Consider the following 13,794-nt stretch of genomic DNA (forward strand, 5'->3'; position numbering starts at 1 on the left):
AAACTGATTCTGCAAAGTTAAAAAAAATTAAGTGCGAAACTGATGGGCTTTTACTCTCTAGGGACTAAAAAATAGGTGGAGACTTCCCCCATTCCTTTTAATACAATTTTTTCTCTTGGAAGAAACTTATACTCGTCTTTCATACGTTGATAAACCATTTCTGAACAATGGATAAATCCAGGTGTACCCGTGCTTTCGAGGCGCGAGGCAATGTTCACTGTTTCGCCCCATAAATCATAAGTAAACTTATGAGTACCAATTACTCCAGCAACAATTGGTCCCACATGTAACCCCAATCGAACATGTAATTGAATCTTCGCATTAAATTCTTTATTAATTAGCTCCATCATTTGGAAAGCTGCCTCTATGCAGCATTCCAAATGATTTACTTTAAAATCAGGAACGCCTCCAGCAACCATGTAAGCGTCCCCCATTGTCTTAATCTTTTCTAAACCATATTTTACAGAAATAGCATCGAATTGAGAAAAGACATAGCTCAGTATTTCAACTAATTGTTCGGGGCTCATTTGCTTCGCAAGCGTAGTAAAATCGACTATGTCAATAAATAGTATTGAAACGTCTTCATAACGATTAGCAATATGTGTTTCCTGTGCTTTTAATCGCTTAGCAATACTCAGAGGTAAAATATTTAGTAATAATCGTTCTGACTTGTCCTGCTCCTCTTCAATTGTCCTTTCATAGCGACGACTGACTTTTAAGGCTGCATAGGAAGCCGGTAAGGCAATTAAAAATCCCAGTAGTATGAAGATTAAGATGGTAATTCGCTGTAACTTAGCTATTTCTCTATTTAAGCGATTTAAATTTTCGTGAGAGAAAACACGAAAATCTGTTGAAGGAACCAGAAAAGAATTGAAAACCTCAACCCTGCCTGTTGGCATGTTGAGCATGCCTCCCTGAGCTAATTTCTTGTTCTTTATGGCAGTAGACCATTTTAATGTCTTTTGTTCATTAATGGGTAAGAAGTCTGCATCAAGTTCGCCGGCGTTTCTTCCCACAACATTTCTATTGGGATGGGCAAGAAACACCCCTGTATTTTCATTAACCAAGTAAAGATATCCATGATACATTTCTGTATTTTCTAGAGAATGTTGGAAAGCCTTGATGACTTTTGCTTTCGGCTCTCCTTCTTCGATTAATTTGGACATAAATCGACCAAACATTTCAGCTTCATGCTGATGAACAAAGGTGCTCATAGAAAGGTAAGTTGAACGAATAAAATGAAGAAGCAAGGGGGAAAGTAACCCCCCTACCAAAACTAAACTGGAAAAAATGCCAAGGAAAATAAATAAATATAAGTTTGAGCGCCTAATCACAATATGTCCTTTTTGCTATCCTCTCCTAACAAAGCTATTTAAGCTGTACCAAGCCTAACTTAAATCTTTCTTTTTGCGACAATTTTAAAATCAACTTTAACATCATTTTTTACTTGATCGGTACTCGACCACTCACCTTGTCCAACACCAAAGGCATTGCGTTTCAATACCGTATTACCGGTTACTATTCCAGTATCTGAAGAAGGTTGTTCTGTGGTAAAACTTAAAGTCACAGGGACTGTTTTATCGCGAATTGTGAGATTTCCGATGGCCTGATAAGTATTATCCCCTGTTTTATTAAACTCAGTGGATTTAAACTCTGCTTTTGGAAACACCTTCACATTAAACCAATCCGGTGTGATCAGAGTAGTTTTCACATCAGCATAATCTGTAGTAATCGTACTCATATCAATGACAATATGCACCGAACTCGCTTTATAATTAGCAGGATCAACAAAAATTTCACCTGTAAATGTCTTAAATTGGCCACTTACCGGCGCGCCATTTTGTGTGGCAGTAAACGAAAGACTACTTTGGCTCGGATCGATTTGCCATTCGGGTGGCGCAGCTCTTCCGATGAACGGCACTAGTATAAAGAGAAAAAATACTAATCCCTTATTGATGTTTAGATTCATGACTTCACGCTCCTTTAACGCTAAGGTTTGAAAGCTTCAGCGCCAATTTGAATTTTAACTTCATCTCCTACCTGAGGTATCAAAGTATTCATGCCAAAATCAGAACGTTTAATTGTAGTTGACGCAGTAAAACCAACCGTCATTTTGTCAGTAATTGGGCTTTTACCTACTTTATTCAGAGTCACATCCAACGTAACAGGCTTAGTCACCCCGCGTAGAGTTAGCATACCTTCAACTTTTGCTTTCGTTTTACTCAGTACATCAACCTTATTGGAAACAAAGGTAGCCGTGGGGTATTTTGCCACATCGAAGAAAAGTGGGCCTTGTAAATGTTTATCTAACTCAGGTATTCCGGTGACTATATTAGCAATTTTAATTGTCGCTTCTACCTTACTATTTTGTGGTTGCCCTTGATCTAAAGTAACAGTCCCATTGACATACCATTTACCTGCTTGCGTGGAAAATCCCAGGTGATCAATCTCCCATAAAACATAGCTATGTTGAGGATCAAGAGTTAAGGTTTCAGCTGCAGCATGCAGAAGAGAGGTAGGTAGAATGAATAATATTGCTATTAAAAAACGGGTTAACGTCCTATTCATGAGTACTCCATGTAAGTGTATAAAATTAATGATAACTTAAGATTTCTTTTCTGTACCTGCAGTTAAGCTTGCGCCTACAAGCTTTTCACATAAACCCTCTGGAACAAGCACAAAGGCATCAGCTTGATTGTCTTTTGTTGAAGAGCCCGCACAAGAGGCTGTTGCGGTTTTGCAATCATTCATACCTGCTTTAACCACACCATAGCATTTCACTGAATTCTGAGCTGCCTGATTTTGATTATTCGCTTCAGCAGAAACTTGAGTGGCTGCCATTGCGAGAAAAGCTGATACTGCAGCTTTGATTATTTTATTTCTATTTTTCATAAAAATCTCCTTATTTTCTATTATTACTTATTAGTCCATTCAAACACTTTTTGCTCGTCAATTACATCATTTGTTTCATTAAATCCACCACGATTTTTTAAGGGTTCTATTGCTGAAGCAGCAATATTAATACTATTTGGTTTAGCATATTTTTGCATATGACCCGCTATATCAATGACTCGATCGCTGATTTGTTCAAGTGGCATCTCATCATCAAAATAGACAAAGCCCGCGTTGATACCACAACGAATTTGGAATTCTCTCTTGATTTTTTTCTCATCGGCATTAAACAACTTTAACTTATCAAGTAGATTGATTGCCGCCTTGACCGCATCATCAACCGTGCGAAAACAACTCATGATTCCATCAGGCGTCATTGCAAGTTTCAACACCCCATTTTCTTTAAGACTTTCACTAACAAGTTGGTTGTAGCGATCAAAATCATAAGCAGCAAGATATTTGTCTTCATCTCGCTTCATGCCTGTAGAATCAACGACATCAATAGCAAGAAACGCAAGCTGTTGTCCCATACTATCAAGCTTGGTTTTTAAAATAGCAAATTCTCGAAGAATTTTTTTCCTATCACTGGGTTTACTTGTCGCTAAAGCTTCAAATTTGCTATCGAGCTCCTTCATTTTATCCTTTGATACAACACCCCGGACCTGGTTACGCCATTTAAAATAAGTTTCCTTTTCACGAATACGTCGCACCATTCCCTGCAATTTTGATCGAATTACAGCACAAATATGGGCCAAAATAAGCATCAGAAATAGAAGGATAATTTCACTGTAATCAGTCCCGTTATAACGATAAGGCATTGCCATTTTTATTTGTTTAGTGAAGGGGTCGCTTAATTGCTGCTCTAGATTATTTATTTTTACTAACGTGGGATACTCTTTTACGTTCTCTACAAATTGAGAAACAAAACCGATAAGTAAAAGAAAAACGCAAAGAAGTATACATATTCTTAGGAAACTGACTAGATACGCCAAAGAGTTCAAAAAGAATACTTTCATTTTATTCGGCCTTTTGTTGTTAGCTCCGGGTATTAACTCTACTGACCACCTACTTCTTGAACCTGCAACCGGCTATACCATTAATTATTATAATAATAGGCCTTGTTGGGAAGATTTGTGAATAAAATATTTTTTTGTTGGATTGAACCTGGCCCCTCCGTGAAATCGGGGGACCAGAAATTGGCTAGTAAGGGGGTTCTTAGATAACTGCTAACTAGTACCCCTCAGGCAATGACATTAAACTCGCATTGCCTCCTGCTGCTGTTGTATCAACGGTATAGGTTCGCTCATGACACAAGCGCAGTAGGTAATAAGGTCCTCCTGCTTTCGGTCCTGTACCCGATAATCCTTCTCCACCAAAAGGCTGTAAGCCAACAACCGCGCCGATCATATTACGATTTACATAACAATTACCGGCATGAACACGTTTTCTAATGTATTCAACGGTATAGTTAATTCTGCTGTGGATACCTAAGGTCAAGCCATAACCGGTGTTATTGATCTGCTCAATGATATTATCGAGGTTTTTACGTTTATAACTAATCACATGCAAAACGGGCCCGAATACTTCTTTTTCTAAAGCAGCCATATTATCAATCGCAATTGCGGTAGGTGGCATGAAATACCCTGATTCGCAGTCTTCCGATAATTTACATTGATAAATGATTTCATATTTTTGTTTCATCGCGTCTACATGGGCTTTTAATCCTGATAATGCTTCATTATCAATAACTGGGCCAATATCAGTAGAAAGCCAACGAGGATCACCTACTTGTAACTCAGCCATCGCCCCTTTCAATAAATGAATCATGCGAGGGTAGACTTCTTCTTGTATAAATAAAACCCGTAAAGCAGAGCATCGTTGACCAGCACTTCCGAAGGCAGAAGTTATTGCATCGATAGCAACCTGCTCTAATAAGGCAGAAGAATCAACTAACATTGCATTTTGGCCACCAGTTTCTGCAATGAGAGGAATAATTTCTCCTCCGCGAGTCGCCAGTGTTTTATTAATATGAGCGGCAGTTTGCGTCGAGCCAGTAAATATTACTGCTTTAATGCGTAAATCTGCGACTAAACTAGCGCCTACTGTTTCACCGTTTCCAGGTAATAATTGCACAACCTCAGTGGGGATACCAGCTTGGTGCATTAACTGTACAGCAAAACAAGCGATTAAAGAGGTTTGCTCAGCAGGTTTAGCAACCACGCAATTCCCTGTCACTAAAGCCGCTGCCACCTGACCTGTGAAAATAGCTAAAGGAAAGTTCCATGGACTGATACAAAGAACCACTCCACGACCATGTAAACTCAATTCATTTAATTCACCAGTATAGCCATGAAGTTTCATTGGCTTTGCCATTAATTTTTCTGCCATCATTGCATAATAACGACAAAAATCGACGGCCTCGCGAATTTCTGCAACCCCATCGCTCCATGTTTTACCTGCTTCTAAACAAGCCATAGCCAATAATTCCGGCATATTTTCTTCTAAGAGATTGGCAAAACGTTCGATACAAGCTATTCGCTCACTAACTGGTTTTTGACACCACATTGGGAAAGCGCGTTCAGCATGGGTTAAAGCCCAATCAATATCTTGTTGAGTGGAATCACTCACCCGACCTATTGGACGTTCGGGTTTTTGCGGTGATAAGACCGATCGCTCCACTTCCCCGCCTTGCTTTCCACCAGCTAGAAGTGGTTTAGCAGACCAATGAGAAAGATTCATCTCAGTATATTGTTGCTGTAATTTGGCTATTACTTCTCGATCGGTAAAATCAATACCAGTCGAATTTTTCCTTCCTGGGACAAAAATGGATGCTGGTAAAGGAATATTTTGATTGATTTTACCTAGTAAATGACTCGCTTTGCTTACTGGATCTTCTACTAAAGTACTGATGGGTGCCTTTTCGTCGACAATTCGGTTTACAAAAGAAGAGTTTGCGCCATTTTCTAATAAACGACGAACTAAGTAAGGTAATAAATCTTCATGAGAACCGACTGGGGCATAAATTCGGCAAGGAATTCCTAAACGATTTGCAGGCACAATTTGTTCATAAAGTTCATTACCCATGCCATGTAAACACTGAAACTCAAAATCTCGATAATCACCAACGATATTGAGAATCATTGCTACGGAATAAGCATTGTGGGTAGCAAATTGCGGATAAATCGCATCAGTCATCGTCAGCAGCTTTTTAGCGCAAGCTTGAAACGATACGTCAGTAAATACTTTTCGCGTAAATACAGGATATTCAGAAAGCCCCTGCATTTGCGTCTTTTTAATCTCGCTGTCCCAATAGGCCCCTTTAATCAAGCGCACCATCATACGACGCTGTTTTCCTCTCGCCAATGCAGCAATCCAATCTAATAAATAGAATGCTCGTTTTTGATAAGATTGCACTGCCATACCAAAGCCATGCCAACCATGCAAGCTATCATCGTTAAATACACGTTCTATAATATCAAGCGAGATATCGAGTCGTTCGGACTCTTCTGCATCAATGGTGAGAGCAATATCATATTCTTTAGCTAATTGAGACAATTCCAATAATTTGGATGGCAATTCTTCCATGACTCTTGCGCGCTGTGCCTCTTGATAACGAGGATGCAAAGCCGAGAGTTTGATGGAAATTCCTGCGCGTTGGTAAATATGAGTATTTTTATCAACGCTGGCGCCAATCGCCTTGATTGCCTCTTTATAAGCGTCGAAATAACGGTGGGCGTCAACCATCGTGAGCGCTGCTTCGCCAAGCATATCGTAGGAATAACGGTAACCTAAAGCTTCCTTTTTCTTTGAGCGTGATAAAGCTTCGCCAATCGTTCGACCAGTGACAAACTGCTTACTCATGATGCGCATTGCCTTATCCACTGCTGTACGTACAACGGATTCGCCGCCACGGTTGAACAGTTTGAATAATGTTTTTGAAAGCATCGAGTCTGCTTTTTCTGGTGTGAGCACTTTTCCTGTCAGCATTAAAGCCCAAGTTGTTGCATTCACAAAAAAGGAATCACTCTGCCCGCGGTGTGATTTCCAATCAGCGGTTGTTAGTTTATCTTTTATTAAACTATCGATTGTAGCGTTGTCGGGTACGCGCAATAATGCTTCTGCCAAACACATTAAGGCAATTCCTTCATCGCTAGACAAGGAATACTCGGTGAGAAAGGAGTCAATGCCCGTACTTTTTTTACGCTCCGAGCGGACCTGTTCAACCAGGACCGTTGCTTGATTGCGAATAGCTTTAATTTGTTCGCTATCTACCTCGGCATTTTTTATCAGCTCGGTTAGTATAGTTAATTCATCAGTCCGGTAAGCATTATTTATCAGTGCGCGAGCACCTTCCGGAAGTTGTGCTGAGTATCGCTCAAGCATGGTAATCTCCAATCCAACAGGTCAAAAAATATCAGGCGATAATAATTCAGAATATTTCTAATTGAAATGTATCGAAGGGTATTTTAGCAAATCTATAGCCCTTATGTCGCCTGTTTCCGGATAAAAATGTTCAAAATATAGCCAAAATAGATCTAATTGTGTTAATATTGGTCTTTTTTAACGCTGTTAAACCGGTGGAAATAAGACTAGATAGATTTTTTTACAGACTTTTTGTGTAATATTTATTCTGAGATTGTGAGCTTATCTTTTTCTAACTTCCTGAATTGGATAATATTTCGCCCTAATGGGCAATCATTTCTCTTGTAATTTTACATTTGTTTTACTTGTAAATATAATCACCATCCGTATGTAAACCTTATTTCCGTCATTTAACAAGAAAAAAGGAGTGTTATGAGTACAATATTAAGCATACTTTCTGCGGCTTTTTTTTCAACAGGTCTTTCACACCATGTAATCCCCTCTAAAACGGGCTTTGATGTCAATCAACATGTTCAGCACCTGAGTCAAAAAGCACCACAGCTTAACAAACAAGTTCTTAAACTCGCATTAACAGCCTATCAAAAAGCAGCCGCCAAAGGCGCTGTAAAAAAACCTGTTCTCACTGTGATTGATTATTCTCTACCCTCCAGCAAGCAACGCATGTGGGTTTTTGATGTCAATAGAGAACGACTCTTATATAATACTTATGTTGCTCATGGTAGAAACTCAGGAATGGACACTCCTACGCATTTCTCAAACGCCCCCTCTAGCAAGGCAACAAGTCTAGGTACCTTCGTTACCCGTGACACTTATGTTGGTTCAAAAGGCTACTCATTAAATTTACAAGGTCTAGAGCGAGGGTTTAATGACAACGCTTACAGCAGACGCGTGGTTATCCATGGTGCCTGGTATGTAGAGCCTGATTTTATTAAAAAAGCTGGCCGTGCTGGCCGTAGTTGGGGTTGTCCTTCAATTGCTAAAACTTTAGCTAAGCCTGTGATTAACACCATAAAAGGAGGGTCTGTAGTCTTTGCTTACTATCCTGACCACTATTATCTATCCCATTCTGGCTTTGCCACTGTATAAATACATCCCTTAGAGAGGGTGATTTACATCCTCTTTGCTTCCCCCCCAGATCTTGAGAGTTTTTCTCAACCTACCCAAGGCCAAGGCAATGATAATATTGCTGAGCTATACTACAAAAAAGTAAAGCCAGGGGTTAAGCCCTGGCTTTTCGCAGTCTTCCGTCAGAACATCCTGTTCCGACATCATCCTTGACTATCATATCCCTATGATTACAAATCCTTTTGTTGAGCCTCAATTCCATTGAAGCCATATGTAAAATTTAGCAACTAGAGTGCTGCTTTGCAAGACAGTATGTCACGGTTAGAACGAAATGTCTTTTTCTTATAAAATCGTTTAATCGATATAATTCAATAAGTTAATTATTTTAAAAGAATAAATGCAAGGTCATTGCTACTTATTTCTTGTGGCAATTTGAGAGATCTCTTGGGTTAAACTAAGACATTGAGATAAAAAAAAGCTAGATTGAAAAATAAATACTATGGTTTATACAACAATTAATCATATAATTTGTAGCAAAATTTTCACCAATTATGGTAAAACAGCCTTGATTAACGTATTGATTGTGGTAGTTTAACAACATTCATTGCGACGGAGTATATGTATGAGCCAGCAAAGTGAAATCGTCAAAAAAGATAAGCTCCAAATTATCGATTGGTTAATAGAGCATTTTCCAAGTGCTTTTTTTAAAAAAGGAAGTCAGGTTAAGCCACTTCAGATCGGCATATTTGACGAAATTATTGATTTTTATGAACGCTTAGATAACCCCCCTTTTAGTAAAAAAGCATTACGGGAAGCACTGAGTTACTATAGTTCATCCCCTGCTTATTTGAATTGTCAAAAAGCTAACACTGCTCGCATCGATCTTTTTGGTAATGAGGTCGATATAGTAACTGAAGATCAAGCAAAATACGCTCATCAGCGTTATCAGCAACGCTATGTTGAAAAGAAAAGTCAGGAGTAATAAATCTCTTACAAACGGCCACACTCTAGCAAAATGCTAAATAAGGCCGTTTGCGCGTACCTAGCTAGGTTTAAAGCAAGAAAGCAAATAATTGACATCCACTGACTCTTGAAGCCTTGCGCTTCGACTTAAAGGATTGTAAGCCATACCTGCTATCTCTCGGAATTCAAGCCCTGCCTCTCTGATCATTGCAGCTAATTCACTAGGTTTAATAAATTTTGCAAAATCGTGAGTTTGCCTTGGTAAGATACCCAATACATACTCTGCTGCAACAATTGCGGTAGCATAGGCTTTTAAAGTTCTATTAATTGTGGACAAGAAAAGATAGCCACCTGGTTTTAACAAACGGGCGCAATGATTAATGACTAATTGGGGATTATTAACATGTTCTAACATTTCCATGCAGGTTACCACATCAAAAGCACTCCTCTCCTCATAATCTTCCACAGGAGAGCAAACATAGTTGATGGTGAGTGTGCTTAAAGCTGCATGCGCTTTCGCCGCTTCCAGCGCATCAATCTCAACATCTAGTCCTGTGACTTGCGCTTTTTTTAATGCCATTCCCTCACATAAAATACCTCCACCGCAACCCACATCGAGAACGGTTTGCTGAGCGAGTTCAAGATGGTTTTGAATAAAATCTAAGCGAGCAGGGTTAATATCATGCAAGGTTTTTAAGGGCCCTTCTTTATCCCACCAATCACTGGCATGTTGGGCAAATTTAGCAATTTCTTGAGGATCAACAGTCGATTTATTCATGGCAACTCAATAAATCTAAAGGTTTGAAAAATTCCAACACTTTAGTATTAGTAATAAAACTTAAATTGTAAGGGTGCTCGGCAATTAAGCAAGGAAAAAAGACAGATTCAGGAATTTGTTCTGCGATTCGTCCAAACAAAATCAGCTGCAAAGTATGTTCTCTCTTAGCCAGCTGGCATAATAGATTATGCATAAAAGGTTGCCACTGGCGTGCGTGAAATTGCACCTTGTCTTCAGCATAAACCAGCGATGCATTTAAAAGTAAGAATCCTTTATTAATTATACCAGTAAATAATTGCTCCGAAGTCTGCCAATATTGAGATTTATTGAGAGCAGCAATGGCGGGTTGAGAGCAATCTTGCTGTAAATCTCCGCGCGCTCTAAGCAGCATTTTTATTATATTACGCAAAGAAGTCGCTCGATTCACTTTTTTACTAAGTCCAGTATTGCTCCACAAGTCATGAACTGCTGCATCCCAAAAAGCATAGCCATTGGCGGATTCTTGTCGAGGATAAGGTGATTCGCCAAGTAATAGATATTTTGTTTTACTTAATGGCTGGCTAAATGCAGCAAACAGGGCAGAATAGCCCGGCAACCAGTGTTGACTGTTTTCTAATTGCAGCAAATAATCCTGCTCCACAGTCAACAACGCTTGATCAAGTAATTCATGCCATTCTGGATGAGTATTCTCAATAAGAGGATGCACAAACTTCTCCTATAAATCTAAATAGCTATGCATAATAGCTGATAAAAGCCATGCATAATAGCTGGTTAAAAACATTCATTTATGATTATTAATTGATCAACATCATATTTTCTTAAGCCTTTTCTATTAGAATAGCGATTTAATCTATTCAATGAGATTTAAATTATGCTGAATAGCAACAACATAGAAGCGCCCAGAATTAAAGGTCTAGGTAACTACTCTTGCTACACTTATTTAAACAGGCTCAAAACACCAGCTTCAGTGTTTGAGAATATTGAGACCCTATCACCCTTTCTTGCTTATCATTTAAAAAATTTAAAACTGCAAAAAAACTACGATCCTGATTTTTGCTATATCGAACTCTACAACCAATTTATTTCGGTTATTAATGACAACATCGATAGAGTTTTTGAGAAACGAAGAGCCGAACTTCTCAAAGAACTCGCCAGTATCAACGGTCGCAAAAATTTTGTCAGGAAAAATAAAGATAATCCCGAATACTTGTTATTCTTAAAAGATGCAGATGAACATTCGACCCCTGAATACGAAAGAGAAATTCATCGACAGCTTGAACAATTAAATCAATTTGTGTCTTCCGTTTTCGACTCTCGTTTAACGGCTTAAGATTATCTCGCTAAATGCCGTTAGGTCTTGCGTCAACTCCTTCGCAATTATCAAGCAAGGTTGCGAACAGTTATAATTTCCGCTAATGTCATAGATAGTTTTTGAGTAAAAGTGATACCTCTATGACAAAGGAAGTTCTGCTCTTTTTAACCCCCCGTAAACAAACGATGGTGGAGCAACTACATCAACTCTGCGAAATTAACTCTGGAAGTGAAAATTTGCAGGGGCTAGCTCTGATGCACCACACTTTACAAGAGGTTTTTACTCCTCTTGCTGATCAAGTTGAAACGTTGCAACTTCCCTCTATCACCACAATGAACATGACCGGTGAAATAAGTATACAACAATGTGGCGATGCACTTTTTATTCGCAAACGTCCCGAACTGAAGCGACGTATCCTTCTCAGTGGCCATATGGATACTGTTTATGGGATAAATCACCCTTTTCAAACCTTAACCTATATCAATGATAATCAGATTAATGGTCCTGGCGTAGCGGATATGAAAGGCGGCTTGCTCGTTATACTGCACGCGCTATCCGCTTTTGAAGAAACCAAACAAACAAAAAACCTGGGTTGGGATGTATTAATCAATGCTGATGAAGAAATAGGCTCTCCAGCATCCAGTACGCTTTTTGATGAGTTTGCGAATCTATATCAAGCGGCTTTGGTTTATGAACCTGCAATGACTACAAGTGGAATCTTAGCCAAAAATCGGCGTGGCAGCGGCAAATTTACCCTTGTAGCGACAGGCAAATCAGCGCATGTAGGACGAGATTTCACAGCAAGCAACAATGCAATCTGCTATCTAGCCGAAGTCATTACAGCGATTCATGGACTCAATCAAGACAGTCATAGTCAGGGCGTTACTATAAACGTAGGTAAAATTGCCGGCGGTGATGCAATTAATATGGTCCCTGACAAAGCGGTGGCTAAATTAGATATACGGGTATCTAAAACGGAAGATGAGCATTGGGTAAGAGAACAACTTAATAAAATCCTCAACAGCATGAAACGTGAAGGATATTCCTTAACTATCCATGGTCATTTCGGCCGACCTGTGAAGCGAGTTTGCCCTGCTACAGAACGCTTATTCTCTCGCATTCAAAAGTTAGGTAAAGAATTAGGTCTATCTATTGATTGGCAAGACAGTGGCGGCTGCTGTGATGGAAATAATCTAGCACGTCATGGTTTACCTGTCCTTGATACTCTAGGCGTTCGTGGCGGTCATATTCACAGTGCAAATGAGTTTATCTTGCTAGATAGTCTAGTTGAACGTTCAGCGCTCACAGCTCTTTTACTCATGGATTTAGCCGCTGGTGGTCTTGAGGAGCTCAAGAAATGATGCTCCTTCGCAGTGCTCGAAAATCGGACTTGGGGACTATTTATCAGTTAGCCGAGCATTGCGGTATTGGGATTACGACTCTGCCCAAAGATAAAGAATTATTAGCTGCTCGGCTTGACTGGGCTTGCAAATCATTTAAGAAAATTGTGAACTCTCCGGTTCATGAATATTATTTGTTTGTTTTAGAGGATCCAGAGTCAAAAAAAGTGGTTGGCACCTCAGCTATTCAATCGGCAATAGGTCACGAAGTGCCTTTCTATTCTTATAAACTCTCGAAACGCACACGAATCTCTCACGCTCTCAATATTCGTAGTGATTATGAAATCTTAACGCTAGTGAACGATTACCAAGGTGTCAGTGAAATTTGTACCCTCTTTTTAGAACCTAACTTTAGACACAGCCATAATGGTTTGCTTCTTTCACGTGCACGATTTTTATTCATGGCAAATTATCCGACACGTTTTGCGTCTACGGTTATTGCAGAAATGCGTGGCGTATCGGACGATTCGGGTCATTCTCCATTCTGGGATAATGTGGGGCGACATTTTTTTCACATGCCTTTTCCAGATGCAGATCGTTTAACACTTTCTACCAATAAACAATTCATTGCTGATTTAATGCCAAGGAATTCTCTTTATATAAAATTGCTGGATCCTTCTGCTCAAGCTGTGATTGCTAAACCCCATCAATCCACAACCCCGGCAATGAGAATCTTGCTCCAAGAAGGGTTTCGTCATAATGGTTACGTTGATATTTTTGATGCCGGACCCACCATCGAAGCGCAGCGTGCGCAAATAAGAACAATCTCAGCAAGTCGCATTATGACTATTAAAAATATCAGTGACGAAGTGAGTTCAAAACGATTTTTGCTTGCTAATACTAAGCTCGATTTTCGAGCTACCGTCAGTCAAGTCATTTTTAATGAGTTACAAGGCTCTTGTATTATCTCTAAGAAAACAGCCAAGCTTTTAGAGGTTAAACCAGGCGATTGTCTACGCGTAGCACCTTTACAAGTAGAACATCAGCGACCAAGTGAGTAA

The 13,794-nt window shown here is 39.4% G+C and carries 13 protein-coding genes; 5 read left to right on the forward strand and 8 right to left on the reverse strand.

Features of this window, described 5'->3' with window-relative positions; translation table 11 throughout:
- Positions 1-50: 50 nt before the first annotated feature.
- The 6 genes from Ldro_RS02080 to putA form a co-directional block, all read right to left on the reverse strand.
- The gene (locus Ldro_RS02080; RefSeq protein WP_058494768.1) at positions 51-1,334 is read right to left on the reverse strand and encodes an adenylate/guanylate cyclase domain-containing protein; all 1,284 of its coding nucleotides are present in this window, start codon (positions 1,332-1,334) and stop codon (positions 51-53) included.
- Between the two features lie 59 nt (positions 1,335-1,393).
- Positions 1,394-1,969 (reverse strand): YceI family protein, encoded by a 576-nt coding sequence (locus Ldro_RS02085; RefSeq protein ID WP_058494769.1) that lies wholly within the window; start codon positions 1,967-1,969, stop codon positions 1,394-1,396.
- Positions 1,970-1,989: 20 nt separating this feature from the next.
- Entirely contained in the window at positions 1,990-2,568 is a 579-nt protein-coding gene (locus Ldro_RS02090) for a YceI family protein (RefSeq protein WP_058494770.1), read from the reverse strand.
- A 36-nt stretch (positions 2,569-2,604) separates the two neighbouring features.
- Positions 2,605-2,892: a BufA1 family periplasmic bufferin-type metallophore gene (locus tag Ldro_RS02095; protein WP_058494771.1), complete on the reverse strand. Its 288-nt coding sequence runs from the start codon at positions 2,890-2,892 to the stop codon at positions 2,605-2,607.
- A gap of 23 nt (positions 2,893-2,915) precedes the next feature.
- Positions 2,916-3,908 carry an adenylate/guanylate cyclase domain-containing protein gene (locus tag Ldro_RS02100; RefSeq protein ID WP_058494772.1) on the reverse strand — a complete coding sequence of 331 codons (993 nt, stop codon included), beginning with the start codon at positions 3,906-3,908 and terminating at the stop codon, positions 2,916-2,918.
- Between the two features lie 214 nt (positions 3,909-4,122).
- Positions 4,123-7,275 (reverse strand): bifunctional proline dehydrogenase/L-glutamate gamma-semialdehyde dehydrogenase PutA, encoded by a 3,153-nt coding sequence (putA, locus tag Ldro_RS02105; RefSeq protein ID WP_058494773.1) that lies wholly within the window; start codon positions 7,273-7,275, stop codon positions 4,123-4,125.
- A gap of 411 nt (positions 7,276-7,686) precedes the next feature.
- Between putA and Ldro_RS02110 the strand changes: the two genes are divergently transcribed.
- A complete protein-coding gene (locus Ldro_RS02110; protein WP_058494774.1) occupies positions 7,687-8,361 on the forward strand; it encodes a murein L,D-transpeptidase catalytic domain family protein in 675 nt (224 codons plus the stop codon).
- A gap of 601 nt (positions 8,362-8,962) precedes the next feature.
- A complete protein-coding gene (locus tag Ldro_RS02115; RefSeq protein WP_058494775.1) occupies positions 8,963-9,322 on the forward strand; it encodes a ProQ/FINO family protein in 360 nt (119 codons plus the stop codon).
- A 60-nt stretch (positions 9,323-9,382) separates the two neighbouring features.
- Here the strand turns inward: Ldro_RS02115 and ubiG are convergent, their stop codons facing one another.
- Positions 9,383-10,081, reverse strand: a complete 699-nt coding sequence (gene ubiG, locus Ldro_RS02120) for a bifunctional 2-polyprenyl-6-hydroxyphenol methylase/3-demethylubiquinol 3-O-methyltransferase UbiG (protein WP_058494776.1) — start codon at positions 10,079-10,081, stop codon at positions 9,383-9,385.
- On the reverse strand, positions 10,074-10,787 hold the full coding sequence (locus Ldro_RS02125; RefSeq protein WP_058494777.1) for a uracil-DNA glycosylase family protein: 714 nt from the start codon (positions 10,785-10,787) through the stop codon (positions 10,074-10,076). Before Ldro_RS02125 ends, ubiG begins: the two co-directional genes overlap by 8 nt.
- Before the next feature lie 165 nt (positions 10,788-10,952).
- On the opposite strand from Ldro_RS02125, the gene Ldro_RS02130 reads away from it, so the two are divergent.
- From Ldro_RS02130 to Ldro_RS02140, 3 genes are all read left to right on the forward strand, one after another.
- Positions 10,953-11,411 carry a hypothetical protein gene (locus tag Ldro_RS02130; RefSeq protein ID WP_058494778.1) on the forward strand — a complete coding sequence of 153 codons (459 nt, stop codon included), beginning with the start codon at positions 10,953-10,955 and terminating at the stop codon, positions 11,409-11,411.
- A 122-nt stretch (positions 11,412-11,533) separates the two neighbouring features.
- Entirely contained in the window at positions 11,534-12,754 is a 1,221-nt protein-coding gene (locus tag Ldro_RS02135) for a hydrolase (protein WP_083497878.1), read from the forward strand.
- Positions 12,751-13,794, forward strand: a complete 1,044-nt coding sequence (locus Ldro_RS02140; RefSeq protein ID WP_058494779.1) for an arginine N-succinyltransferase — start codon at positions 12,751-12,753, stop codon at positions 13,792-13,794. The genes Ldro_RS02135 and Ldro_RS02140 overlap by 4 nt, the downstream gene beginning before the upstream one ends.

It is taken from the genome of Legionella drozanskii LLAP-1, from assembly GCF_001467585.1.
GTDB classification, from domain to species: domain Bacteria; phylum Pseudomonadota; class Gammaproteobacteria; order Legionellales; family Legionellaceae; genus Tatlockia; species Tatlockia drozanskii.

Coding starts and splice junctions, on each gene's coding strand:
- Ldro_RS02085 (WP_058494769.1), bottom strand. CDS start 1,969: ATGAATCTAAACATCAATAAGGGATTAGTATTTTTTCTCTTTATACTA.
- Ldro_RS02090 (WP_058494770.1), bottom strand. CDS start 2,568: ATGAATAGGACGTTAACCCGTTTTTTAATAGCAATATTATTCATTCTA.
- Ldro_RS02095 (WP_058494771.1), bottom strand. CDS start 2,892: ATGAAAAATAGAAATAAAATAATCAAAGCTGCAGTATCAGCTTTTCTC.
- Ldro_RS02100 (WP_058494772.1), bottom strand. CDS start 3,908: ATGAAAGTATTCTTTTTGAACTCTTTGGCGTATCTAGTCAGTTTCCTA.
- putA (WP_058494773.1), bottom strand. CDS start 7,275: ATGCTTGAGCGATACTCAGCACAACTTCCGGAAGGTGCTCGCGCACTG.
- Ldro_RS02110 (WP_058494774.1), top strand. CDS start 7,687: ATGAGTACAATATTAAGCATACTTTCTGCGGCTTTTTTTTCAACAGGT.
- Ldro_RS02115 (WP_058494775.1), top strand. CDS start 8,963: ATGAGCCAGCAAAGTGAAATCGTCAAAAAAGATAAGCTCCAAATTATC.
- ubiG (WP_058494776.1), bottom strand. CDS start 10,081: ATGAATAAATCGACTGTTGATCCTCAAGAAATTGCTAAATTTGCCCAA.
- Ldro_RS02130 (WP_058494778.1), top strand. CDS start 10,953: ATGCTGAATAGCAACAACATAGAAGCGCCCAGAATTAAAGGTCTAGGT.
- Ldro_RS02135 (WP_083497878.1), top strand. CDS start 11,534: ATGACAAAGGAAGTTCTGCTCTTTTTAACCCCCCGTAAACAAACGATG.
- Ldro_RS02140 (WP_058494779.1), top strand. CDS start 12,751: ATGATGCTCCTTCGCAGTGCTCGAAAATCGGACTTGGGGACTATTTAT.